Raw genomic sequence first — 24,404 nt, forward strand, 5'->3', positions numbered from 1 at the left:
TAGAACGTAGAGATACGAGACGAACAATGCGCTAACAGTATACCACACCCTGTTTTATCCACAGTTCCCTGCGGCTATCGCGAGTTGCTGTTGGCGCGGCGCTGTCGCATAAGGCGCCGGTAGGCGTTGGCCTTTCGGTTGTGTTCGCGCAGGGTGCGGCTGAAGGCGTGTCCGCCCGTGCCATCGGCCACGAAGTAGAGGTAGTCGTGGGCGGCGGGATAGGCCACCGCGCGGAGGGTAGAGGGCGCCGGGTTGGTGATGGGCCCCGGGGGCAGTCCCCGAAATTGGTACGTGTTGTACGGATGCTCGATCTCGTAATCCGCAAAGAAGAGCCGGCGCTTTTGGCCCTCGCGTTGCAGGAGGGCGTATTGCACGGTGGGATCGGCCTGAAGCGGCATGCCAATGTCGAGACGATTCAGATAGACCTCGGCCACCATGGGTTTCTCCTCATTCAGATACGTTTCCCATTGCACGATAGAGGCTACCGTAACGAGCTCGGACTTCCGCAGCCCGATGCTGTCGGCCCCGGCGGCTAGTTCTCGTGCGTAAAAGGCATCAAACGCTTCTTTGATGCGCTCCACCACCTCACGGGCCGGGGTTTGCCAGTAGAAGTGGTACGTCTCGGGCAACATGTACCCAAACAGGTGCGCCACATCGGTGCCCAGGCGTCGGGCCAGGGCGGTGTCACGCAGCGCGGATCGGAAGGCGGCGGGGGTAAGCTTTAGTGCTTTGCCCACCACCGCCGCAACCACGCGGGGACGCGACCCGGGGGGAATGGTGACGCGCACCGGCTCTTGCAGTCCGCGCCGCAGCACATCGAGCATGCGGTAGTTGCTCACGCCCGATGTGAAGGCATAGTGGCCCTCCTTCATCTGGGCGTTCCACCCCGTCAGGCGCGCGAGCCATCGCACCCCTGTTGCCGTTCCCACAATGCCATTGGCTTGCAGGGAATCGATGGTAGCAGCAAAGGACGGATCGGGGGGAAGGATGACCGTGCGCGTGCCCGGGTACGATGTTGTGCTGGAGCCAAGGATCAGCCACCCGCCCGCGGCTGCGGCCAACGCACCGCCAAGGACGAGGGCGCCGAGGAGGTGCTTCCAAGAAAAATGTGCCACTGCCATCGTGCGAACACGTTCAACGGAAAATGATGCGCGCGCGGGACGGCTCCCGCGGAAAACCCCTTAACGCAGGGCATGAACGAACGTTCACGGCAAGCCCGCGTCAGTCCACGCGGCCCTCGTAGGTGCGCTGCTCCAGCGTGCGCGTCTCTTCGATGACCTGCTCTACGATGCGGCGAATGGCATTGTCGGGGAGTGGGCCGTCGTTGTGGTCAATGACGTTTTGGAGCACCTCGGCCTCGCGGCCCGGCACGTAGGCCCGCATCCCAATGGCACTTTTGATGGCGCCAATGACGTCGGCATACGCGGTGCGTTCGTTGAGCAGTTGGACGATTTGTTGATCGATGGCATCGATGCGCTCGCGCCAGGGCGCCAGGTCATCGGGGGTCGGTTCGTCGGGCACGTCGGGCACATCGGTGTCGGCGTACCGTGAAGCGTGGCGGAGGGCGTTGGGGAGCGTCATCAATAACGGCGCATGCATGAACACAGGAATGTACCCTCTTAACATGCAAGCGCGCCCAAGCGGATGCAAGCAAAGCGCTTCCACGCCACGGCAATTGCATCAATCTTGCCGGTTCGCGCTGACGCCGTTCGGTTGGATTTGCGCATCTGCATGCTCAACGCACGAAAAAGCAGTACGCTCCTTGTCATCGCAAGGAGTGCGGGGCCTTGGCCGTGCCACTGGTGCGGATGCGAGCGACGGGGGGCCGAAGGTCATACTATGATCGGGCCGGAGGTCATGCCATAGGTGCGATTTCCATGTACGGGCAGGAGTGCACCATTGTGGAGATTGCCACGTCGCCTTCGGCTCCTCGCAATGACAAAAGGGGGAAATGCAAAAACGATACGTGAATGGTTCAGATGGTCGATCGGCTTGATTTGCCCACCTGCACGCGTGACACACAAAAAAGCAATACACTCTTTGTCATCGTGAGGACTGAGGGGCCTTGGTCATGCCACTGGTGCGGATGCGAAGGACGTGCGGACCGCGGGTCATATCTATGATGGGGCCGAAGGTCATGCCATAGGTGCGATTTCCATGTACGGGCAGGAGTGCACCATTGTGGAGATTGCCACGTCGCCTTCGGCTCCTCGCAATGACAAAAGGGGGGAAATGGAAAAACGATACGTGAATGGTTCAGATGGCCGATCGGCTTGATTCGCCCATCTGCACGCCTGCGGAGATTGGCTCTTCCAAGATGCCCAGAGCTCTTACATCAATCGTTGGGGTATGACGACGTGCCTCGGCAGCAAGGGCCGTCTTTGAAGCGCACAGGGCAGATTCACGATGACTCGTGCGTTTGCTCTGGCTTCCGCGCGCAGCTGGTGCCCAGAACAGCGGTGCGGCGTGCTGCAACACAGCGAAAGGGCTGCCCCGGCGTGGAGCAGCCCTTTCCCTAACGACACAGTGCCACGCGCGCAGCCTACCGGTTAAAGTTTAGCAGCAACGAAAAGCGCAGCGTCTGATCGAGCGGGCTGCTTTGCTCCATCGCGTAGATGTACGACACATCAACCCCGACGATGTTGTAGCGCAACCCGGCGCCAAAGTTGAGCAGCTCACGGTTGCCGTTTTGCGGGTCCTCATAGTAGTACCCGGTACGCAGCGCGAACAAGTCGTTGTACCAGTACTCAAGCCCAAACGCTGCGGTGATCTGTTCGAGGGCACTCAATTCCGCCACGCCGCCATCGGCGTTCCCCAGGCCGGTGCCGTTGCTCCACGATGTGAAGATTGCCTTGTAGAAGGGATCGGGATCGCTCCGCACTTCGATGTCCTCATCGGCGCACTGCGCCAGCGGATCGCCCGTTTCGCAGGTCCGCGTTTCCTGCACGCGCACCATCGCCTTGGTGAAATCGTTGGTGAACGTCAGCGAGTTGTATTCATCGAAGTCGAAGGTGAACGCGTAGCCCGCGCGTAGATTGGTGGGCAGGGCCTGCGCGTCCTCGTCGTACTTCATCTCGGTTCCCATGTTTGACAGGTTGAAGCCCGCCGAGAACGTCGTTTGGGTGCCGCCCAGCGCAAAGGGATTTGTGCGATAGAGCGCGCCGAGGTCGAAGCTTACCGCCGAGGCCGTTCCGCTTTCGATGTCGCCCGTCGCTTCCGAGAGCTTCGAGTAAATGTACCGCAGGTTGGTACCCAACGAAAGGTTGTCAGACACCTTGCGGGCGTACGACGCAGCCACGGCATACTCGTAGGCGCGCGCCGTTCCCACATCGTTGCCTCCGTTGTCACGCAACTCGATCTCGCCAAGATTCAGGTACGTGATGTTGCCGCCAAACGTCCCAATACCGGGCGCGTGGTACGTACCAACGATGTACTCATAAAACAGCCCCGCGTTGAATTCGGGAAGCCAGTTGGCGTGCGTGATGCCCACCTGCGTGTTCTTCTGAAAACCAAGTCCTGCGGGGTTCCAGAACATCGCGTTGGCATTATCAGCAAGGGCAACGCCGGTGTTGCCCATACCGGCCGAACGGCTGTCGGGCTCGATACGCAAAAACAGCGCGGTCGCCTCGCCCAACTGCGCGTGCGCCGGTGCGGGCGTCCACAGTGCAAGGGAAAAGAGCGCAACCGCAAACGAGTAAAAAGAGACAGAACGTATATACGTCATGGATACCTGCTTATGGTCAGATTCAGCGTACCTTCTATGCACAGCCGCACACGCTGAACGTGCGCGCATGCAATGCTATCGTGCAGTAACGCTGTTTCGATAGACGACTTTTGCTGTGGAAGGGAATGATGGCCGGCCGTATCAACGAAGCCCGCATCCCTAACATAGGGAAGCACAGGTACATCCACAAACGCTGCTTGATGCAATTTATGTGGACTTACAGGTCTTTGCGAATCTGCATCAAACGCTGGAGCGAGGTCCCCATACGGTCGGCAGCTTCTTGAATGTCCTCTACCGAACGGACAAACTGCTCGTCAAGATCCGCTTCACGACAGAGCTCCAGCAGAAACTGCGCATTGCCGCTGATGATGGACAGCGGGTTGTTGAGGTCGTGGTAGACCGTTGCGAGTTGCTCTTCGATGTTGACCTCCTCATTTTCCGAGGCGTCCGGCGGTGCGGTTGATGTGTCATTCATAAGCGGTCAGGCAGTTAGTGGTGGCAAAGAGAGCTTACAGCGCGTCCAGCGTGCGCTTGTCCGCGAGGGCGGGGCCGTCAGCGGTGGACACCGCCCGGGCGACCTCCACCTCGGGGTCATGTTCAAAGAACAAGTTCCATTCCGCTTTTGCTGCCTGCCGCAAAAAATCGGCCTTTTCGTCGATCGTGGTGAGGGGATGCACGTCGTACGCCATCGTCCATGCTGCCCCTACGTGGTGCGTGGTGGGCAGCAGATCGGCGACGTACACCAGGGTTTGCGCATCGTCGTGCACCACCACCAGCTGTTGGGCCTCGGTGTGGCCATCTACCGTGCGCACCGAAAGGCCGGGGAACAGCGTCGTCGCTCCATCCACCAAATGCAACTGCCCGGCGGCCGCGAGTGGGTCGAAGGTTCGCCGCAGAAAGGAGTTTTTTTCCTTCGGATGGGCATTGCGCGCCCACGTCCAGTGCGCCCGTTGCACATGGTACGTGGCGTTGGGGAAGGTGGGCACCCGCTCTTCGCACGCCGCGCGCGTCGCCCCGCCGCAGTGGTCAAAGTGCAGATGGGTCAAGATCACGTCGGTTACGTCCGACGGCTCCACCCCGTGGGCCGCGAGGCCCGCTACCACATCGGTACCCTCCACCGCGTAAATGGACCGGTACTTTTCCCCAAACACGTCGCCGATGCCGGTATCCACCAGCACGCACCGTTCGTCGCTGCGCAAGAGCAGGCAGCGCGTGGCCAACGGAATCCGGTTCTGCTCGTCGGGGGCGATGCGCTGCGCCCACAGCGGCTTCGGGACGATCCCAAACATTGCGCCGCCGTCAAGTGCGAACCGCCCGGCGTGCACGGCATGAAGGGTGTACGGACCGATCTGCGGCATAAGCGAAAGGGCAACCAATGAGAGGCAATCAACGAACGATGATCTGCGGCCGTCCCGCTACACTTCTTCCGGCGGAAAATCTTTGAAGTGGCCGTTCGAGCGAATCCGCCGCTGCACGTCTTCTTGCTGCTCCACGCGCGGGATGAGCGACGCGAAGTGCCGGCTGAGGTATGCCAGGCGCTCCTGCTCGGAGGTTAGCTCCAGCACCTCCTGCTTTTGCTCGTTGTCCAATCCGCCATTTTGGGCCAGCACAAACGACAGGGTGTCCACGTTTTGGTAGAGCGACGGCCGCACGGTGCGACCGGCAAGCTCCAGCAGCTTCATGTGTTGCGTAATGACGCGCTCTTGCAGGTCGTGCCCCTCCGCTTCGATGGGCGCCTCATCCCCAAAAAGGGTGACGTCTGCGGTGTAGTAGCTCTTGCGGTCGTACACTTCCTGAATGCGAAAGCGCTGCTCGCCTTGCACCATGAGGTCGAGGCGTCCATCGTCGTAACGATTCAGCACGCGCTCGATGCGCGCCGTCGTGCCAACAGAGGCCAGGGCGTCTTCGTACAACACGATGCCAAACGGCACGTCGTGATCGAGGCAGTACTTGGTGAGCGCCTTGTAGCGATTCTCGAAGATATGAAGCGGGAGCTGTTCGTTGGGATACAGCACTAAACCCAGCGGAAAAAGCGGGAGGGACTGGATAGCGGCCATGACACGGAGACAGTAGACGATAACACCACCCGTGCACAACTATGGGGCTGAAGGCGATGTTTCGGGCACAATGCGCAGACGATGTAACACCCATCCGCCCCCGGCGGCGAGGGCCGTCATGGCAAGCGCCACCGGCCAGCGGAGCAAGAGCGCGCCGCCCACCGCAAACATGGCCCCGAACAGCACACACGCCGCAGCGCCGGTTTGCAACAGGCTATGCCGCAACGACTGAAGCGGCGCCAAGCCGGTCCGGGCCCGCTGACGCGTCCACCCGGGGCCGCCCGGTCGCGTTTTGCGGTAGAATGTATCCAGCGTCCCATCGTCTTCCGGCGCGGTGTACACCATCACCGCAATCCACACCGCGGTTGTGCCAGCCGTGATGACGAGCAACCGCAGCCCAAAGTCGTCGATGGTAAGCACCGGCACGACGGTCGTGAGCACGCCGCCCGCGAAGCCCGCGAGCATCGCAGCGAGCTCCGTCCACGCATTGACGCGCCACCAAAACCAACGCAGGATGAGCACAATGCCCGGCCCGGTGCCAATGGCAATTACCAGCCGAAACACCGTCGCGACGCTTTCGGCAAAGAACGCCGCAAACGCCCCGAAGGCCGTGATAAGCACCGAGGCCACGCGCCCCGCCGCGACGAGCTCCCCCTGCGACGCCTCGGGCCGCACGAAGCGGCCGTAGAGGTCGTGCGTGAGGTACGAGGCGCCCCAGTTGATCTGCGTAGACACGGTGCTCATGAAGGCCGCCACCAGCGAGGCCACCACGAGACCCAACACGCCGGTGGGCAAGAAGCGCAGCATGAGCTTCGGGTAGCCCAACTCGGGATCCTTCAGATTCGGGTACAGCACCAGCGCCGCCAGCGCAACCAGCACCCACGGCCAGGTGCGCACCACGTAGTGCATGATGTTGAAAAACCACGCAGCGCGCTCGGCCTCGCGCTCGTCGCGGCTCGCCGCCAGGCGCTGGATGAACTCGCCGCCGCCGTCCGAGCGCCGAAACGTCCACCACTGCAAGCCCACGTAAGCCATGAACGTGGTGGCCGAGATGCCTGCAAACGCGCTCCACCCCACCTGCAGGCCATCGTGCCACGAGAGGGTAAACGGCACAAAGGCAAGCACGTCGAACGAGGTCACCCGCTGCGCCTTCGTCACCAACCCGTGCAAGCCGCCCACATCGGGGTGTGCCAGTGCATAGAGCGCCACCACAATCGCGCCAAACAGCGCCAGGAAGAACTGGAAGAAGTCCGTAGCCACAACGCCCCACAGGCCCGAGAGGCCCGCGTACACCAGCACCAGCACCGACACGCCAATGACCAGCAGCAGCTTCGGATCGAGGCCCGCTACGGTTGCCCCGCTTGCCACCCCCAGCGCCTCCCAAATGCCCAGCGCGCCCACCACCTTTACGGCCGCCAGCATGATGTAGCCAATGCCGATGCAGTTGATAGGCACCGCAAACAAAAACGCCTTCACGCCGCGCAGCAGGGCCGCCGGCCGGCCGCCGTACCGAAGCTCGGTGAGGGCGGCATCGGTCACAATTTCGCTGCGGCGCCACAGCCGCGCAAAGATGTAGATGAGCGCCACGTGGCCAAACCCAAACGCCCACCATTCCCAGTTGCCCGCCAGCCCGCGCGTGCCCACCACGCCCGCCACGTACAGCGGCGTGTCGATGGAGAACGTCGTCGCCGCCATCGACGTGCCGGCCAGCCACCACGGCAGCGAGCGCCCCGACACAAAGAAATCCTCGACCGAGCCCGACGCGCGCCCCGAGAGGTACGCGCCCAATCCCAGCGCGAACGCCATGTACGCGCCGACCACCGCCCAGTCAATCCAATGCATGCGTGCGTGCTGCTTGTGCGTAAGAATCGTGTGGCCGCCTCAACTGCACCGCCCGTCGCTGGTTCACAGCAAACGCGTCCAATCAGCGGAAATCGTCCAGCGCCGTGGCAAAGCGAATCCGGTAATCTTCGTACTGCGGACTCCATCCGGCCCCAATCACCTCGAAGCCTTCGGCCAGCCCCAGCACCGTCATGCCCGGGTGCATGTTCGGAAAGGTGTCGTACACAAACGTCTGGTAGCCGCGCTGCGCGGTGATTTCCAGCATTGTGCGCAGCATCGCCCGCGCAATGCCGCAGCGGCGCCTATCGGGGTGCACGCCGCCTTTCGCGCTGTAAAATCGCTGCTCAGACAGCGCATAGCCCACTTTAAAGCCCACCGGCTCGTCGTTCATCAGCGCAAGCAAAAGCAGCAGCCCCTCGCGGTCGAAGGTGCGAATGACGTTCGACGTATCGAAAATGAGTTCGTTGAGCGACCGAATCACGGGCAGCGCCGAGCGGTCGACTTCCGTGATGGAAAGGTCGAGGGCGTGGGGGGCAGTCACGAGAGGCGAAGCGCTCATGGGTCGGATCAGAACGGGAGGCCGTCATCGGCAGGCCCATCGTCATCGGCGGGGCCCGCGTCGGGTGCGCCGGGCGCGCCAAGTGCAGGGGCGCCGTCTGCGGCGGCGGGGGGAAGTTCGTCGGGGGCCGCGTCGGTCACGAGGCGCACCGGCTCCAAGAGGGCCTCGGGCACCGCGTCGATGAAGCGGCTCGGGTCGGTCAGGTAGTCGCCCTGGTACGGACGATACTGCCGCTCGGGGTACGACACGAACAGGTTTTCCTCGGCGCGCGTCACCGCAACATAAAAGAGCCGCCGCTCTTCGTCCAGCCCGCCGGGTTCGTCGTAGGCATAGCGCGAGGGCAGCGTGCCCTCCAGCGCCTGAATCAGAAACACGGTGTGAAACTCCAGGCCCTTGGCGGAATGGATGGTGGAGAGCACCAGCGGTGGTTCATCGTCGTCTGCGCCCTCCTGGTCGATCGCCGAAAGCTCAATTGGGTCGAGAGCCAGCTCGGCCAAAAACCGGCCGCGGTCGGCGTAGCTGCGGGCGATGCTCACAAACTGCTCCAGGTCTTGCGCGCGCTTCGGGTAGTCGTCGGCGTACTTGTGCTCAAAGTGCGGACGGTACGTTTCAATCACGGCCTCCACCTGTTCGGCCAGCGGCAGGTCTGGGTCGCGGATGCGCCGCAACGTAGCAAACAGCTGCTTCAGGTCGGACAGGTAGCGCTTCGAGAACGGCCCGCCGTCGCCAATGGTAAACGGCTCGTCGGCCTCCTCGGTGATCCACGCGATCAGGTCGCGCGCCGTCTTGGGCCCAATGCCGTGCAGCAGCCGCAGCACGCGATTCCACGAAGCGGCATCTTGCGGATTCTCGGCCACCTTCAGGTGCGCCAGCACGTCTTTGATGTGCGCGGCCTCGTTCAGCTTCATGCCGCCGTACTTTACAAACGGAATGTTGCGGCGGTTGAGCGCCACCTCCACATCGTAGGCATTGTGGCTGCTCCGAAACAACACCGCCATGCGCTGCAGCGGCACCCCCGACTCGCGCAGTTGCAGCACCATCTGCGCCACGAAGCGCGCCTCCGTCTCGCCGTCGGGCGCGGGCACACGGGCCGGCAGGTCGCCCGCCGCCATCTCACTGAACAGCGTCTTGTCGTACGACTGATTCGCATCTTCAATGACGTGATTCGCGAAGTCCAGGATGGGCTGCGTGGAGCGGTAGTTCTGCTCCAGCTTCAAGACGCGCGTGTCGGGAAACTGATCGGGGAAGCGGAAAATGTTGCGGTAGTCGGCACCACGAAATCGGTAGATGCTTTGCGCATCGTCGCCCACCACGGTTACGTTGCCGTGCACCGCCGCAAGCAGCTGCACAAGATCGGCCTGCAGCGCGTTGGTATCCTGATACTCATCCACCAGCACGTGCTTGCACCGCCCGGCCACCTGCCGGCGAATCGCTTCATTGCGCGCCAGGAGCGCCCGCGTGTGCAGGAGCAGGTCGTCAAAATCCATCAGCCCGTGCGCCTTCTTGTAGCGCGCGTAGGCCCGGCGGATGTCCTCCAGGTCGTCGTGCAGCGGCACGTATTGCGGATACCGCTCGGCCAGCACATCCTCCAGCGGCTCTTGCCGGTTGCTTACGGCCGAGAACATGTTGTAGAGCGTCCGCTTCTGCGGAAAACGCTCGTCGCGTTTGTGGTAGTTGCCCTGCGTGCGCAAGACCGACAGCACGTCGGCCGCGTCGCTCGCATCCAGGATGGTGAAGTTGTTGGGGAAGCCGATGGCCTCGGCATGGCGCTTCAGGACGCCCAGGCAGAAGGCATGAAAGGTGCCGCCTTGCACGCGCTGGCAGCGGCCGTCGAGGAGCGCGGTGGCGCGGGCCGTCATCTCCTGCGCCGCCCGCCGCGTAAACGTGAGCAGGGCGATGCGCTCGGGGCGCGTCCCCGTTTCCACCAGATAGGCCAGGCGGTAGATGAGCGTGCGGGTTTTGCCCGTGCCGGCGCCCGCGATGATGAGCGTGGCCCCGGCGCCCGCCGTAGCCGCCGCATACTGCTGATCGTTCAGCGCCGCGCGGTAGTCAATCGTCAGCGCGTCGTCCGACGATGCCTCCGCGGGGCCGTCCGATGATAGGACGATGCGACGAGCCATGGCACGTGGATGTCATTGGAGAAAGGCGGGACGCACCCAAAAAACCGCGGGCTGCCGTGTAGTGATCCCGCCCGCAGCGCTCACGTCCACGCCAGGTGCACCGTGTGGGCCGCGGTGAGGGCTGCCGTCTCGGCCCGGAGCCGGCGCGCGCCCAACGAGGCCGCCCGGAAGCCGGCGTCCTGCGCGGCGGCCACTTCGTCTGCGGTAAAACCGCCCTCGGGCCCCACGCACACGCAGCCCTCGCGCGCATCCGCGGCACGCAGCGCATCAAAGAGCGTAGCCGTGCGGTCGGTTGCTTCATGGCAGATAAAGCCCGTGGGCGGCGCGTGCGCATCGAGCCAGGTCGTCCAGGCGCGAAGCGGCGCGAGCGTGGGGCGGCACGAACGCCCGCATTGCTTCAGCGCAGCGATGATGATCCGCTCCAGGCGATCGGCCCGAATGGACGCGGCTTCGGTGCGTGCCGTTTGAATCGGCTGGATGGTGGTTACGCCCAGCTCCACGGCCTTTTCGATGGCTGTCTCGAAGCGGCTGCGGCGCTTCAGCGGGCTCAGCGCAAGCGTGAGCGCGTACGGCGGCTCGCCTACGTTGCGGCGCGTGGTCACCACGTGGCCCGCCACCTGCCCGCGGCTCACATGGTCGAGTTGCACCTCGTGCCAGCCCCCGGCACCGTCGACCACCACGATGGTGTCGCCCGGTTGCTTGCGCAACGTGCGGGCAGCGTGCTGCGCTTCGTCTTCCGGAAGCACCACGTGGCCGCCCCGAAAGCACGCGGGCGGTGCGTAGAAGCTGGTCGTAATCGCCATAGACGCACAAAAAAACGAGTGGGCTTAGTCGCCGAGGCCAAGGATGGCGGCGAAGTTGCTGATCTTCTGCTCGATCTCGGCCCATTCGTTTTCGGGTTCCGAACCCTCCACGAGGCCCGCGCCCGAAAAGAGGGCCAGCTGTCGCCCGTGCACGAGCCCCGAGCGGATGGCCACGGCAAACTCGGCCGCATCGGGGCCCATCCAGCCCACCGGCCCGGCGTACCAGCCACGGTCGAAGGGCTCCGCCGTGCGGATGAAGTCCAGCGCCTCGCCCGTGGGCACCCCACCAACGGCCGGTGTGGGATGCAGCGCCCGCAAGAAGTCGACCGCATGCGCGCCGTTATTGAGCGGGCCGCGGATGGTGGAGCACAAATGTCGCTTGCGACGCAGGCGCAGCTCGGTGGGCGGCGCCACATCAATCGACCGGCAAAACGGCGCCAGCTGTTCACGGATGGCGTCGGTCACGAATGCATGCTCGCGACGGTCCTTCTCGCTTTCCATCAGCTCGGTACGCAGCGCCTCATCTTCGGACGCCCCGTCGACGCGCGCCCGGGTGCCCGCCACCGCTTCGCTTTCCACGACGCCGTCTTCCAGCCGAAACAGCCGCTCGGGCGTAGCGCCTACAAAGGCGGTGCCGTGCTCGGGGCGAAACCCAAAGTGAAAGCATTGCGGCGTCTCGTTCGCCAGGTGCTCTAGCAGCAGCAGCGGGTCGAGGGCCGACGCGAAGCCCAGCGTCACGCGGCGCGCGAGGACGGCCTTCTGCAGGTCGCCCCGGCGGATGGCCGCAACGGCGTCCTGCACGCGCTGCATCCACACGTCGCGCGCCGGCTCGTCTTGGCGTCGGACAGGTGTGGGCAGCGGGCCGGGCGCGGTGGACGCAGGAAACACGAGCTGCTGGATGCTGCGCTGCAACGCCTCGGCGCGCTTCTTGTCGCGCGGCAACACGATGTTGCACACCAGCACGTGGCCCGCGTCGGTGGTTTGCCACTCAAACCGGGGCAGCACCATACGCGCGGTGCCAAAGGGCCGCCAGTAGGCCTCCGGGCGGCCGTCTACCGGGGGCTGGCGGGCATCGAAGCGGATGCCGCCGTAGTAGCGCACGGCCGACGGTGCGTCGCTCAAGCGGGCGTCGAGGAGCGCGCCCAGCGTGTCGTACTGCAGCGGCGCCCCGGTGGTACGCACTGCATCGGCGACGCCGGCGGCCGCGATGGACGTGGCGCTACGGCGCCCCTTCCAGTACAAGCCGTAGGGAAAGGACTGCGCGCGCAGCCAGTGCAGCGCCGGCACGCGGCCCTCCACCGGCACGCGCACCTGCCGGATCAGCAGATCGGTGGACGACGTCTCGCGCAGCACGCGGGCCACTTGGTCGGCAAGCGCTGCACGCCACCGATCGGCCGCAGGCACCTCCGGCGGCGACAGGATCTGGTCTAACGACATCATGGAACGAGCGGCTTCAGGCATCACGCAGCGTTCAGGTGAGCGGTACAGTTGAGGAGTTTGGCCTGAAAACGGCCATCGCGGTACTCCAGGTGATTGACGCACGTGTTGGCGTGCCCCATCTCGTGCATGTTGTGCAGCCCGCGCTCCAGCACGGAAGCCAGCAGCACGCGCAGGTATCGCCCGTGCGTGACAACCAGGATGGTGCGCCCGGCCGACGCCTCCAGCATATGATGCACCGCCCGCTGGGCCCGCGCTTCCACGTCGCGCGGCGACTCGCCGCCCTCAATCGGAAGATCGACCGTGCCGGCGCGCCATTGTTCTTTGATGGCATTCATGGCCGCGTCGCGGTCGGGGGCGGGCGGTTCGCCCTCGTACACGCCCCATGCCATCTCCTCCAAATCTTTCAGGTAGATGGTGGGCAGCGGGCGGTGCCGGGCGGTGACCAGGCGGGCCGTTTGCCGCGTACGCCGCAGCGGACTCACGTACGCCACGTCAAAATCTACCGTTGCGAAGCGCTCGCCCAACGCCTTCGCTTGGGCGCGGCCCGTCGCGTTCAGATCGGCGTCGATGCCACGGCCCTGCACGATGCCTTGGCGGTTGTACTCGGTTTCGCCGTGCCGCACGAGGTAGAGCGTCGTGGTGGCAACATCGACCGGAGAGGACACAGGCATAGCGTAGCAAGATCGGGTTGGCAGAATGGGTTAGTCGTCGCGGCGCACGCTCCAATTGTCGATCATGGCGCGCGCCATGTCGTCCACCTCGGGCAGCGGGAGACGCCGGCTGACGGCGACCCGTACAATGATGGCCCGCAGCATCTGATCCGCCGCCGGCAAGGTGTACAACAAGCGCCAGATGGGCCGTACCGCTGCGTTGCCGATGCGCTCTAGCACGCCCCAGCGCCCCAGCACAAAAACCGTGAGCCCAACGCCCACGGCCCAGAAGCGCGATTGCGCAGCAAAGGCGCTCATCGAAACCACGTAGAACGTCCCCTGGCTTACCGGGTGCTCGGCCCAGCGCATGATTTTCGCGGCGCGCAGGCTTGCCACCGACGGGCTGAATATTTTCCAACCGAGGTAAAGCCCCACTGCACTCGTGGTTGCAGGAAGGGCCGGCAGCACCCACAGCAGCACCGGAAGCGCCCACAGCAGCAGCGCCTCGGGCGTGCGGTGCCACGCTTCGGCCCAGGCCACAAGACGGGCCAGCGGCACCGCATCCAGCACCGCCGGCGCATACTCTTTAAGCCCATCGGCCGTCACATGAAACCAGCGCCCCGAGGCGGTAAACAGGCCGTACGGCGTGTCGATAAATGAAGCGTCGGGGGCGTCCGTCACGTGCGGCGTGGCACCGGGTGGCTGAATAAATAAAAAGCAGGCGCGCATCGGGGCGCGCTGTATTGTGCAGCAAATCCACGTACACGAGAGCGCACATCCGGTTTCAGATATTTCTGAAAGCTTCGCAGACCATCCATCCGTTGCCAATGGGTTCCACTTGCATCGAAGCTGTAATGCACTGGAACCGCTTTCGGCGCGCTCCAATTGAGCATTGCCCCGTTCACTTCCTTCCAACCGGCGATGCACAACGCCATGAAACGTCCTCTTTCCGAATTGCTGAAGCGACGCGGCGTTCTCATCCACGTAGGCCCGCAGGCCGCGGTGGCTGAGGCGGCTGCGCTGATGGACGAGCACAACGTGAGCGCGCTCGTGGTGCTCAACGACGCCGGTGATGCGGTGGGCATCGTGACGGAGCGCGACCTCACCCGCCGCGTGGTTGCCAAACAGCGCCCGCCTGCCGAGACGCCGGTGCGCGCGATCATGACAGAAGACGTGGTGGTGGTGTCGGAAGATACCCCCCGCGACGAGGCGCTCAACCTGATGCACGACCGGCACATTCGTCACCTGCCGGTGGCCTCCGACGACCAGCTCGTGGGCATGATCTCGATCCGCGACCTGCTCCACTTCGAGAACCGGATGAAGGAGCAAACCATCGAGGACCTGCGCGACTACGTGCTCGAAAAGCCGTATCCGCGGTACCCGCGCTGAGGCCCTACCGGCGCTTACTTGTACGGCTCCATAGCTGCCACGGCACGCTCATCGGCCATGTTGTTTAGGGGATTGTCGGCGTGGCCCTTCACCCAGATCCACTCCACGTCGTGGCGCTTGTCCTGTGCGATGAGCTGCTGCCACAGGTCTTTGTTCTTCACGGGTTTCTTTGACGACGTGCGCCAGCCCCGCTTTTTCCATCCTTCAATCCACCCGTCGTTGAAGGCGCGCGAGAGGTAGGCGCTATCGGTGTGCAGCTTCACGGTGCACGAATCCTCCAGCGACTCCAGGGCCCGCAGCGCGGCGGTGAGCTCCATGCGGTTGTTGGTGGTGTGCTTGGTTCCCCCTTCCAGGGTGTCCATGGTGTGCTCGTCGCGCACAATGATGGCCGCCCACCCGCCAGGGCCGGGGTTGCCGCTGCACGCGCCGTCTGTATAAATCGTCACCGTGTCCATCGTTGGTTGTGAGATTGATTCAGGGGTTTCGCAACATAACCGTGCGATGATTGGTGTGCGCACCGGGCTGCGGAAAAAACGTGTGGAGATGCGCCGCGCGCAGATTTTTGGAGCAGACTGAACGCGGGCGCCGTTCGCTTCGTTGGGTGTTGGTCAGCGCTCGGCCTACGGGACGGGCCCCACGATGGATGCAGGCAATGGTACAGCGTCATGAAATTTGTCGATCAGGTAGAAATTAAGGTGCGCAGCGGCGATGGCGGGCGCGGGCTCGTCTCGTGGCGGCGGGAGAAGTTCGTGCCGAAGGGCGGCCCGGCCGGCGGCAACGGCGGCACCGGCGGATCGGTGTATGTTGAAGCGGATGAAAACCTGTATACGCTGCTCGACTTCCGCTACAACAAGCACCACGAGGCCGAGGACGGTGCGCCCGGCGGCAAGTTCAACAAGACCGGTGCCGATGGCGACGACGTGGTGCTGCGCGTACCGCCCGGCACCGTGATCCGCAATGCCGATACGGGCGCACAGATGGGCGAGGTGCTGAACGACGGCGATCGCCTGCTGGTGGCCGAGGGCGGCCGCGGCGGGAAGGGCAATGCCTTCTTCAAGTCGTCGACGAACCAGGCGCCGCGCTTTGCGCAACCGGGCGAAGACGGCGAGACGAAAACCATTGTGCTGGAGCTGAAGCTGCTGGCTGATGTGGGCCTCGTGGGGTTTCCCAATGCCGGAAAAAGCACGCTCGTCTCGTCTCTTTCGGCCGCCACGCCGGAAGTGGCCGACTACCCCTTCACGACGCTCAATCCGCAGCTGGGCATGGTGTACCTGAACGACTTTGAGTCGTTTGTGATGGCCGATCTGCCCGGCATCATCGAGGATGCGCACGAGGGCAAGGGCCTGGGCCTGCGGTTTCTGCGCCACATCGAACGAACGAGCGTGCTCCTTTTCGTCATCCCCATTACCGCAACGGATCTGGCGGCGACGTACACGAAGCTGCGCCGCGAGCTGGGCGCCTACGAGGCGGCGTTGCTGCACAAGCCGCACATGGTGGCCCTCTCCAAGATCGATGTGCTCGCGCCCGACGAGCGTGCCTTGCTGCCCGACATTGTAGCCGACGACTTCCCCGACGATGTCCCGCTTGTGCCTATCAGCGCGGTTGCGCAGCTGGGCCTCGACGACCTCAAGCGCCGTCTATACCGTCATGTGAAGGAAGCCAAGGACGTTGCGTTGCCCTAACGCGTGGACCGCGAGGCTCACAGCAGGTGCTTGATTCGTCCGCCATCCACGGGAAGCGCAGTGCCGGTGATGTATCCGGCCTGCTGGCTGGCCAGAAACGCCACGGCGGCCGCAAACTCCTCGGGGGTGCCCAGCCGGTCGAGCGCGTTCTCCTCGGCCCAGGCGGCCTCCACCGCAGCCCGCGATGTTCCGGTGCGTGCTTCAATCGACGCGGCCAGTTCGGTCAGCCGGTCGGTTTGGGTGTAGCCCGGCAGCACGGTGTTCACCGTAATGCCCTTGGGCCCAAGATCGGCCGCCAGGCTCTTGGCGTAGCCCTGCACGCCAGCGCGCGCGGTGTTTGAGAGGGCCAGCGTGGGAATGGGCTGCTTCGCCGACACCGACGACACCATGACGATGCGCGCATGGTCGTCCGCGGCGGCGGCATCCTCCAACGAAGCGCGGGCGGCGGTGCACAGGTGAATGGTGCTCATCAGGTTGAGCTCCAGCGCGGCGCGCCAGTCCGCGGCGTCGACCTCGGTGGCCGTTCCGGAGGGCGGGCCGCCGGCGTTGGTGACAAGGACGTGGAGCGCGCCAAAGGCGTCCACCGTCTGTGCGATTGCCTCCGCAACAGCCGTTGCGTCGGTTACGTCGCATACCAGCGGCAGCACCCGGTTGGGCGGCGTGCCCGCTGCTTCGGCGATGGCTTCGGCGGCCGTTTGGATGCGCGCCTCGCTGCGTGAACAAATGGCCACCGTGCATCCTTCGCGGGCCAGGCGGGTGGCCGCTGCACGCCCTAATCCGCTACTGGCCCCGGCAACAAACGCAACGCGATCGGTGAGTCCTAAGTCCATGGCCCTGGGGGTTGGTCGGTTGATGAATGGGTGGTTTGCACCACGATCAACCTGTCAGGTTCGCCCCTCGCGCCCTTGCCTTGCTAAAACAAACCGCCTGTGAGGAGTCCGGTCGGCGGCACCGCGTCGCTTAGCGGCAGCGAACGGGCGGTGAAGCGACCCTCCATGCGCAACGGGGCAGCCAACGGACGCCCGTGGAAGGTTGGGGGCATCGGGAGATTCGTCATGGTGCCAGGATCGTACGCGCGGAGCGAGTCAACGTACGCCTCCAGCGCCTCACGTGCTATGGCGAGACGGCGCGACGCGCTGAGCGAAAACCGTCCGCGTATCACCGCATCGTCAGCGCGCTCAATGGTCAGCGTGCCCTGTGGCAATGGATAGGAAACCACCGAGTCTGCCGTCATGCGCGAGTAATCAGCCCACGTGAGTGCGCCCAACGAGTCGAAGAGCGCTGGTGCAGGCGCCCTAAAGCCCACGACCTCCGGATATCCGCCGCCAAGTCCTCCAAGCGTATTGACCTCGTACGTCCCCGGACGCAGTTCGTCGAACCCACGGAGCATAAACGTCAGTGCATGCTGGCTGCCTGACGCCCCCGACGGCGTGCCATACAGCTGAATGACCGTTGAGGAGCCGAATCCGCTACCAATCGGGAAGAAGAACTGGTCATTGAAGGCCGCGCCGTCGTTCATCGCGGCCTTGCCCTGCACGGTTTGGTGGACCGGTGCACTCAAAGAGAGCGTAAACGAGGCGTCTGGGGGTTGCTCCGATGCGTCACATCCAACGACGAGGAGGCAAAAGACGCCTAAAACAAGCAAACGGCGCATGACATTCTATTAGTTTAATTTTACGCTTTTCCATACATTAAAGATTAAACGCTAATTTCTGCAACACGCGTTTGTTACTTTAACGCAACGATAGCATCGGAGCACAGCCCCCACGGACACACACGCTGCACCGTGACGCATGTCCAGGCGTAGCAGTTCACGTACCGCACGGCCTCAATCGGGCGACACCCGCCAACCAGCGCGGGCCACCGCCGATGCAGCCACACCCAGCCCGCGCACAGCCGTCCCGGCACGCCGCCGTCCGTGCGTGCAAGGCTTGCAATGCATAGCGCGCCGCCGGGGCGAAGCAGGCGGCGGGCTTCCCGGATCATCGCATGGAGGGCCGCGGGCGCCAGGAGGTCGAGCACGTAGTTGAGCACCACCGCGTCAGCCGACGCATCATCGCGCGGGAATGGCGGCCGTCCATCGGTTACGTGCACCGTGGCGCGCGCAGGCGGCAGACGTTCTGCGGTGAGGCGGGCCATCGTGGGACTCAGCTCGAAGCCCACATAGCGCACCTGCGGGTACTGCCGCACCAGCCGCGCAGCAAAACGTCCGGTGCCGCCGCCCACCTCCACCACCGTCGCGGCGTCGGGCCAGGGCCCGTGGGCAAGCAGCCAGTCTTTGGCTGGCTCTTCGTAGAACGCCTGTGTGTCCTGCCAGCGGCCCACGCGATCGTACAGCGCGCGCAGCGCCGGGCGATCAAGCGTCGGCATGGGCCCGGATGTCGTCGATGATGGCCTGGTGGTGCGCCGTGTGGATGCGCACAAACCGGAGCCATTGCGGCGCGGTCAGAAAACCCAGCGCGGGATGCTCGATGCGCTCGGATGACGCAGCCGCGGCATCAAGATGGTCGGCGAGACGGTGCAACGCGGCCCGGCTACGTTCGAGCGTCGCGCGCAAGTCCGAAAGATCAGGGGATGCAGGCGGCGTGACGGCGTCGGGGGCTTGCATCTGTCCGCGCGGCAAGCCTTCTTCCTGCAGCACGCGGCGGCCCGCACGCGTCGGCTCGCCGGTGGTCGTCGAGCGCTTGCCAACGGCCGCGTAGCGCGCCGCGGTAAGACTCATGCCGTTGGCCGTCCACACGTGATGCAGGTGCTGCGCCACGGTCCACCCCGAAACCGACGGAACGGCGGCAACGAGCACCGCCTCGGGGCCGTCAAGCAGCGCGGCTTGCTGCTCATACAGGGCGCTGAGTTGATCGTATTCGACGTGCGGATCAATGGTGGGCATCGGGGGCATGGAGGATGAGGAACAGGTGTGCCGGCAGGTATCATCAATGCACGCGCTTCGCCCACTCCGGATTCCACTGCGGGGTGGTGCTCCACCCGCGGCCCGTCCAATACTGCATGGACTGCATGTGCGCGCGCACCTCCTCCGTAGTCAAGCGGGCCTCGGGCTGTCCATTCGCGACCATCGTCCGCACCTGCGCGTCGTAGTGGGACGACGTGCCAATCCACACCGGCTCCAGATCGTGCGCCAACCGGACAACGATGTAGGGGCAGTTGTCAGGGTCGCCCGATATGTTAGGGCCTTCGTTGATGTACACCTCCAGGTACCGCTTCTTTATCGTGAGCCGAAAGGGCTTGCTGTAGGTGTTAACCCGAAGCGTGTGGAAGGCCGTTTGCGGAAGCCGCACGTAGGCCCGCTCGGCTGCCGAGGCGATGTCGCGTACGTCGTAAGCAGCGGTATGAGGCGCCATGCCCTGGGGGTAGCGCGGATCGAGCACCACCAGGATCGGCTCCTCATAGCTGTTATTAATACCGGCCGCGATCAGCTCTTTGATACCATCGCCATCCAAATCAAAGGCCTCCGGCTCGGTGGTAAGATGCCCAGGATGCACGTAGCGGCTTCGTACGGTACCCGTTGTCCCGTCGAATTGTACAATGACGCACGGGAAGTAGGGCGAGTGGTTGGCTTGTACCCACACGCGCGGCGGCCCTTGGGCCGTAGCCTTCGTGATGATCAACGAGCGCGGCACATAGCGATCGCTCGTGTCCACAAACGGCTTCTGTGGAAAGACGAGCCCCGGGCGAATCGCGCGCCGCCAGAGCAGCGTATCTGCACTCACATTTTTACACTGCACCGTCGGCGCTCCGCCTTGGATCCAGCACACCTCGTTCGTCGCGTCGCCCGCAAGATCGCGCAGCGCATAGCTATGGGGCGAGGCGCGCTGTACAAAGTGCTCGCCCACCGTGATTCGGTCTACCACATCGCCGCCTGCATTCACCAAAACCATCTGTTCGCCTTGCAGCCGCACCGCTGCCGGATTCTGGTCGATCGGTCCATACAGCATGCCCGCAAGGCCCATGCTCAACAAAACGACGAGCAGAGCAGCAACGGTGGTATAGCGATTGGCCCAAAGGACGCGCAAGGCGTACTGCGCGCGCCCTTCGGTGGTGCGCACCACAAGGCGGCGGTGCGCAAACGTATCGGAAAGGCTGCGCACACCCACAACATCCAGGTGCCCGTGCGGATGCCGCCGGCGCAACGCGTCGCGGTGAGCAAGCGCCTGTTGCTCTTGCGCGCGGGGCACGGCCAACGTGGTTAGCGGACTAAAAAACGCGGCGGCAACTTTTGCGGGGAGCGTCTCTTCAGCCACGCTCTTTACCTGCCCGGTGGCCGACACCCGTCCGGTGTACGCCACGGTACGCGGCAACGTCTCGCGCACGCGGTTGGCCGCTGCGCACTGCACAGCCGCGCACGTGGCCGCGGCAAGCCCAAGCACCGCCGATGCGCCGTGCAGCGACGTGCGCGGCGACGGCGCGAAGCGCAAGCTCACATGCCACGCGTCGGCGAGCAGCGACGCCTGGCGCAGGTACTGCTGGGCGCTGTCTTTTATAGCGCGCACCACGCGTTCCTCCACGGGCGCCGTGAGGGTGAGCCGAGGGCCGCCCACAGCATCTCCTGTACGACGGCACGTGGCCTGGACGGAATACAACGTACCGGCCGCGCGCTGTACGCCATTTGAATCCTGTTGTGCCGACGCCGTGGAACGAAGCGCGCGCTCTGCGACCGGCACGCACGGCCCAAACGTGTCGGGCATCCATTCCTCCACCACACGCGACAAGAACTGTGCGGCCGGCGGGGGCAGTGTGTACCATTCCAGCATGCGTGTTGCGCGCTCCTTAGGCAACTCTCGCATATCGCCTCGCTGAACGTTTGCGTCCCCTTCTACCGGAAGCACATCACGGCCGCTTAAGATGTGAGCCGCAGCGTGGACATCACCGGCGTACAGGTACCCGCGGGCCGCGCAGCGCGCCAACGCATCGGTGCCCGCGCGCCACTCGTCCAACGTCCGCAGAACTGTCACCCCACGACTCCAGGCGCGCATCCGACGCGCCAATGCGGCTACCGGGCGGGGGGCAACGCCTGCTGCTGGTAACGCCTCTGCACAGCGCGCAATCGGATGGGCCAGTTCCAACAAATGCGAGGTATAGCCGGGTACCGGAGGCGGCGGGATGTAGGGGACGATTTGTAAGAGGCGCCACTGGGCCGACGCATTGGCGCCCAGCACCTCGAAGATGTGCTGCACGCGCCGCTCCGTCCGAAACGGATCCTGCGAATATGCTGGCATGTAGGTCGCTGGTCACTGATTATTGGGACGCACCCTATTTCCGCTGCACCGCTGTACGTGCCCCTATCCATACCATACGCAACGCCATGCATTTAGGCTACACCGGTTTTAGTACACGTACAGCGTTCCTTCTACAAGCTCGTCCGGGGGGTTGCTGGAGAAGTCGCTTATTGGAATCGTAGCTCTGCCGCTGTCGAGGTGCACCGTACGCACCTCGTCTGCTACCACGAGACGCACAAATTGAAGCGTACGAACAGCAACCGACCGGACACCCACCTGCAATTGCAGCACATCGGCGGCGGGCCACGACGCACGAATCACGTGATTGCCACCGCACGCAAGCGGGCCGCGGGGGGCGCGCGCCGCACGAACTTCGGCCTGGCACACGCACCGGTAGACGGTCAACGGCGCGGATACCTCGTCGGGCTGCGCCGTATCGGGCACGGGCACGCCCTCCTCAAAAGACAACGGAATAAGCGGCGATTCCTGTCCAAGCGCAACCACTGCGTGGTGCAGGTGCTCGGGGTGGCGGGCCAAGCCGAACGCGTAGGTCGTCCCCACACGTTCGTCGCGCATCAGGCGCACCATCACGCCCGCCTGTTCGGACGCAAAGGTTTGGAGATGACGGAAGGAGGGACCGGTGCCGTCATCGGCCATCATGCGCGTGGGCCCATGCGGCGCGGTGTGCGGGGTGAGCCGGATGGTGCGGGGCGTTGAGGGGCGGCCGCCTACGATCTGACGCAACTGCTCATCCGATGGCTCGGGCGCCTCCGCGTAGGCGTCATAAAACGAAGCCAGGCGCTCCTTCCACAGGCGCGCCTCGGGGTCTGTGGCCAGCATCCGTTCCACCGCCGCGCGCGCACCTTCCGTGAGCGCCTCGGGATGCGATACGTACTGCTCGATGCGTTTCTCGTCTTGGGGTGACATAATCCGTTGCTCGTTCGTGTGCGTAGGCCCGAACGCGAAGCGGCCCGGGAAGCCGCGTGCCGATGCGTTGTTGTATGATCCTTACGATGAGCCGCCGCTGCTGATTGTGCAGGCGCTCTTAGGAATCCGCACGCTCACCGTACGCTGCCTGTAGCCGGTCGATGAACCGCTCGCGGATGCAACGCACCATATATTCAAAGACGGCCCGGTGATCGCTTCGGTAGGCTGTGCGCGTCAGTGGCATATCGCATGCGTCGGCGGCGGCTGCGCGCAAGGCGTCGTGCTGCGTGGGCGCGGCGTGCGGGTGCACGTAGCTTCCTTCAAGGTAGCGGATGGCACCCTGCACGTAGGCCTCGTACCACGCGGCAGACACTTTGCCCGAGGCCACGTACGTACGGCGCTTTTCGGAGGCCACCGCGGCGGCCACGTCTTGGATGAGGGCTGCGGCTTCCGCTCGCATCAGCGCGGGCCCCGCGCCGGGCGCTACGTTTGTCGACGCACCGGCCTGTACGTGCACGTGCGCCGCCCGGATGGCCTGCGCCAAAGCGGTTACCGGCACCCACGGCGGGTGGGCGGGATGCGTGCGCAGCAGATCGGCAGCGGCCTGCACCAACGTGGGCGTCTGTGCGCCGGTGCGCGCCACGCGGGCCAGGCGGGCCTCAAGGCGTTCGCGCGGCATCACCGGGCCGTGCGCGTCGTCGGCTGCGGCGTCGGCACAGGCCACATGCAGTGTGCCGTGCCGGCGCACGAGCGTCAGCGCCTCGGTGGTGCGCGCGCAGCGCTTGACCGAGCGGATGGTGCGCGCCAGCGACGGGTCGGCCGCGCCGTACGTTTCGAAGACCCGATCGGTAACGGCGCCGCTCACCAAAGGCCGCAGCCATGGCGGGACGTCCGCGGCTGATGACGGGAGGGCTTCGGACTGTGCCGCGTAGCGCTCAAACACGGGGAACGACCCGTCGGCGGTTTGCGCAAACAGCTCGGCGATGCAGTCGAGCGCCCAGTCTTCGTAGGACAGGCCCACCAGCGCCCGGTTGGCCCTGCGGTGCTTGAGCGCAGCGTATGCCAGGCGGTAGCAGATCCGCGCCACTTGCTTTACGGCGCTGGGGCGGGCCGTACCTTCTACCACCGCACGGAGCGCGCGCGCATCGTCGGGCGGTGCGTGCTCCGAACGACCGAGCGGGCGAGCAGCCGGAGCGCGTGATCGTAAGGGAAAAGACATGGCACCTGAATGTGGGGAAAGGGGAGCATTGACACTGTAAGCGCTCATTATACAAAAGCAACCCCACCGATGCAATAGGATACGCAAAGGTGTTAGAACTCACGGTTTCTAAGCCCAAAACACCTTCAGGATGCCAGAACAGTCGCAGCGCAGGGACTTGCCTGTAGCCATCAGAATGGGTACTGCCCCGTGGTGTCCCGGTCAAACGACTCACCCTTTCCAACCGGCGCACGCCCCAACATAACATCTCTACGTAACATCAGCGCATCGGTACGCGTGCTGTGTATAAACGCTTTCCGTAGCCATCACATAACGCACATGCCCCATGCCAAAATCTCCTGAGAGCGCCGCATCGACCTCTTCGGAGGCGTCAGCGTCACAAGAAGATGCTGCAGCCCATGATGCTGCGGCCCATGGTGCTACAGATGAGGACTCTCATCCATCGGGCGAGTTGTGGCTGCTATGGAACGAACACCTCCGCTACCTCTCTTCCATAGGCATCGTCTTCACCGGTGGCATCCTGACGCTCATTCAAACGACCGCGCTGGAGGTAGGTCCCGATAGTTTAATCCCGATGGGACTTTTCTTGGGCGGCACGCTTGCCTCCCTGTTTGCGCAAAGCAGTATCGTTGACGCGGCAACCAATCGCAAAAATAAGGTGCCAAAGGCTGCAAAGATACTACGCGTCGCATCGTTTTCCCTGCTTGGCGGCGGCGTGGGGTATTTTCTAAAGTCTGTCTTCGATCACTTTACGTAGGCGG

The 24,404-nt window shown here is 64.2% G+C and carries 24 protein-coding genes; 3 read left to right on the forward strand and 21 right to left on the reverse strand.

Annotation, left to right across the window (positions count from 1 at the left end; genetic code table 11):
* Positions 1-74: 74 nt before the first annotated feature.
* The 13 genes from mltG to SALLO_RS0106145 all read right to left on the reverse strand — a co-directional run bounded on the left by mltG (position 75) and on the right by SALLO_RS0106145 (position 13,924).
* Positions 75-1,115 (reverse strand): endolytic transglycosylase MltG, encoded by a 1,041-nt coding sequence (mltG, locus tag SALLO_RS0106080; protein WP_228702784.1) that lies wholly within the window; start codon positions 1,113-1,115, stop codon positions 75-77.
* A gap of 106 nt (positions 1,116-1,221) precedes the next feature.
* Complete coding sequence (locus tag SALLO_RS0106085) at positions 1,222-1,581, reverse strand: chorismate mutase (protein ID WP_022835426.1); 360 nt, start codon at positions 1,579-1,581, stop codon at positions 1,222-1,224.
* 961 nt (positions 1,582-2,542) lie between these two features.
* Complete coding sequence (porV, locus tag SALLO_RS0106095; RefSeq protein WP_022835427.1) at positions 2,543-3,724, reverse strand: type IX secretion system outer membrane channel protein PorV; 1,182 nt, start codon at positions 3,722-3,724, stop codon at positions 2,543-2,545.
* A 217-nt stretch (positions 3,725-3,941) separates the two neighbouring features.
* A complete protein-coding gene (locus SALLO_RS0106100; protein WP_022835428.1) occupies positions 3,942-4,199 on the reverse strand; it encodes a histidine kinase dimerization/phospho-acceptor domain-containing protein in 258 nt (85 codons plus the stop codon).
* Positions 4,200-4,233: 34 nt separating this feature from the next.
* Positions 4,234-5,082: an MBL fold metallo-hydrolase gene (locus SALLO_RS15635; protein ID WP_022835429.1), complete on the reverse strand. Its 849-nt coding sequence runs from the start codon at positions 5,080-5,082 to the stop codon at positions 4,234-4,236.
* Positions 5,083-5,139: 57 nt separating this feature from the next.
* Complete coding sequence (locus SALLO_RS0106110) at positions 5,140-5,781, reverse strand: LON peptidase substrate-binding domain-containing protein (RefSeq protein WP_022835430.1); 642 nt, start codon at positions 5,779-5,781, stop codon at positions 5,140-5,142.
* Positions 5,782-5,820: 39 nt separating this feature from the next.
* On the reverse strand, positions 5,821-7,623 hold the full coding sequence (locus SALLO_RS0106115) for a sodium:solute symporter family protein (protein WP_022835431.1): 1,803 nt from the start codon (positions 7,621-7,623) through the stop codon (positions 5,821-5,823).
* Positions 7,624-7,705: 82 nt separating this feature from the next.
* Positions 7,706-8,182: a GNAT family N-acetyltransferase gene (locus SALLO_RS0106120; RefSeq protein ID WP_022835432.1), complete on the reverse strand. Its 477-nt coding sequence runs from the start codon at positions 8,180-8,182 to the stop codon at positions 7,706-7,708.
* A gap of 8 nt (positions 8,183-8,190) precedes the next feature.
* The gene (locus tag SALLO_RS0106125) at positions 8,191-10,302 is read right to left on the reverse strand and encodes an ATP-dependent helicase (protein ID WP_022835433.1); all 2,112 of its coding nucleotides are present in this window, start codon (positions 10,300-10,302) and stop codon (positions 8,191-8,193) included.
* Positions 10,303-10,382: 80 nt separating this feature from the next.
* On the reverse strand, positions 10,383-11,105 hold the full coding sequence (locus SALLO_RS0106130; protein WP_022835434.1) for an RsmE family RNA methyltransferase: 723 nt from the start codon (positions 11,103-11,105) through the stop codon (positions 10,383-10,385).
* A 24-nt stretch (positions 11,106-11,129) separates the two neighbouring features.
* Entirely contained in the window at positions 11,130-12,545 is a 1,416-nt protein-coding gene (locus SALLO_RS15640) for an isochorismate synthase (protein ID WP_051141320.1), read from the reverse strand.
* 20 nt (positions 12,546-12,565) lie between these two features.
* Positions 12,566-13,216 (reverse strand): histidine phosphatase family protein, encoded by a 651-nt coding sequence (locus SALLO_RS0106140; RefSeq protein WP_022835436.1) that lies wholly within the window; start codon positions 13,214-13,216, stop codon positions 12,566-12,568.
* A gap of 30 nt (positions 13,217-13,246) precedes the next feature.
* Positions 13,247-13,924, reverse strand: coding sequence for a hypothetical protein (locus tag SALLO_RS0106145; RefSeq protein WP_022835437.1), 678 nt, complete (start codon positions 13,922-13,924; stop codon positions 13,247-13,249).
* A 204-nt stretch (positions 13,925-14,128) separates the two neighbouring features.
* Between SALLO_RS0106145 and SALLO_RS0106150 the strand changes: the two genes are divergently transcribed.
* Positions 14,129-14,584 carry a CBS domain-containing protein gene (locus SALLO_RS0106150; RefSeq protein WP_040606070.1) on the forward strand — a complete coding sequence of 152 codons (456 nt, stop codon included), beginning with the start codon at positions 14,129-14,131 and terminating at the stop codon, positions 14,582-14,584.
* A gap of 14 nt (positions 14,585-14,598) precedes the next feature.
* On the opposite strand, the gene rnhA is transcribed toward SALLO_RS0106150, so the two are convergent.
* Positions 14,599-15,039 carry a ribonuclease HI gene (gene rnhA, locus SALLO_RS0106155; RefSeq protein WP_022835439.1) on the reverse strand — a complete coding sequence of 147 codons (441 nt, stop codon included), beginning with the start codon at positions 15,037-15,039 and terminating at the stop codon, positions 14,599-14,601.
* A 210-nt stretch (positions 15,040-15,249) separates the two neighbouring features.
* Here rnhA and obgE point away from each other — a divergent pair, with 210 nt between their 5' ends.
* Positions 15,250-16,266 carry a GTPase ObgE gene (obgE, locus tag SALLO_RS0106160; RefSeq protein ID WP_022835440.1) on the forward strand — a complete coding sequence of 339 codons (1,017 nt, stop codon included), beginning with the start codon at positions 15,250-15,252 and terminating at the stop codon, positions 16,264-16,266.
* Between the two features lie 17 nt (positions 16,267-16,283).
* On the opposite strand, the gene SALLO_RS0106165 is transcribed toward obgE, so the two are convergent.
* The 7 genes from SALLO_RS0106165 to SALLO_RS0106195 form a co-directional block, all read right to left on the reverse strand.
* Entirely contained in the window at positions 16,284-17,096 is an 813-nt protein-coding gene (locus SALLO_RS0106165; RefSeq protein WP_022835441.1) for an SDR family oxidoreductase, read from the reverse strand.
* Positions 17,097-17,179: 83 nt separating this feature from the next.
* Positions 17,180-17,920 (reverse strand): hypothetical protein, encoded by a 741-nt coding sequence (locus SALLO_RS0106170; protein ID WP_157621306.1) that lies wholly within the window; start codon positions 17,918-17,920, stop codon positions 17,180-17,182.
* A 74-nt stretch (positions 17,921-17,994) separates the two neighbouring features.
* Entirely contained in the window at positions 17,995-18,636 is a 642-nt protein-coding gene (locus SALLO_RS0106175) for a class I SAM-dependent methyltransferase (protein ID WP_022835443.1), read from the reverse strand.
* The gene (locus SALLO_RS15645; RefSeq protein ID WP_022835444.1) at positions 18,623-19,153 is read right to left on the reverse strand and encodes a DinB family protein; all 531 of its coding nucleotides are present in this window, start codon (positions 19,151-19,153) and stop codon (positions 18,623-18,625) included. Before SALLO_RS15645 ends, SALLO_RS0106175 begins: the two co-directional genes overlap by 14 nt.
* A gap of 43 nt (positions 19,154-19,196) precedes the next feature.
* A complete protein-coding gene (locus SALLO_RS0106185) occupies positions 19,197-21,497 on the reverse strand; it encodes a hypothetical protein (protein WP_157621308.1) in 2,301 nt (766 codons plus the stop codon).
* 108 nt (positions 21,498-21,605) lie between these two features.
* On the reverse strand, positions 21,606-22,424 hold the full coding sequence (locus tag SALLO_RS0106190) for a hypothetical protein (protein ID WP_022835446.1): 819 nt from the start codon (positions 22,422-22,424) through the stop codon (positions 21,606-21,608).
* Positions 22,425-22,542: 118 nt separating this feature from the next.
* A complete protein-coding gene (locus SALLO_RS0106195; RefSeq protein WP_157621310.1) occupies positions 22,543-23,643 on the reverse strand; it encodes a hypothetical protein in 1,101 nt (366 codons plus the stop codon).
* Between the two features lie 325 nt (positions 23,644-23,968).
* Here SALLO_RS0106195 and SALLO_RS0106200 point away from each other — a divergent pair, with 325 nt between their 5' ends.
* On the forward strand, positions 23,969-24,400 hold the full coding sequence (locus SALLO_RS0106200; protein WP_028566975.1) for a hypothetical protein: 432 nt from the start codon (positions 23,969-23,971) through the stop codon (positions 24,398-24,400).
* The last annotated feature ends 4 nt before the right edge of the window (positions 24,401-24,404 follow it).

This window comes from Salisaeta longa DSM 21114 (assembly GCF_000419585.1).
GTDB classification, from domain to species: Bacteria; Bacteroidota; Rhodothermia; order Rhodothermales; family Salinibacteraceae; genus Salisaeta; species Salisaeta longa.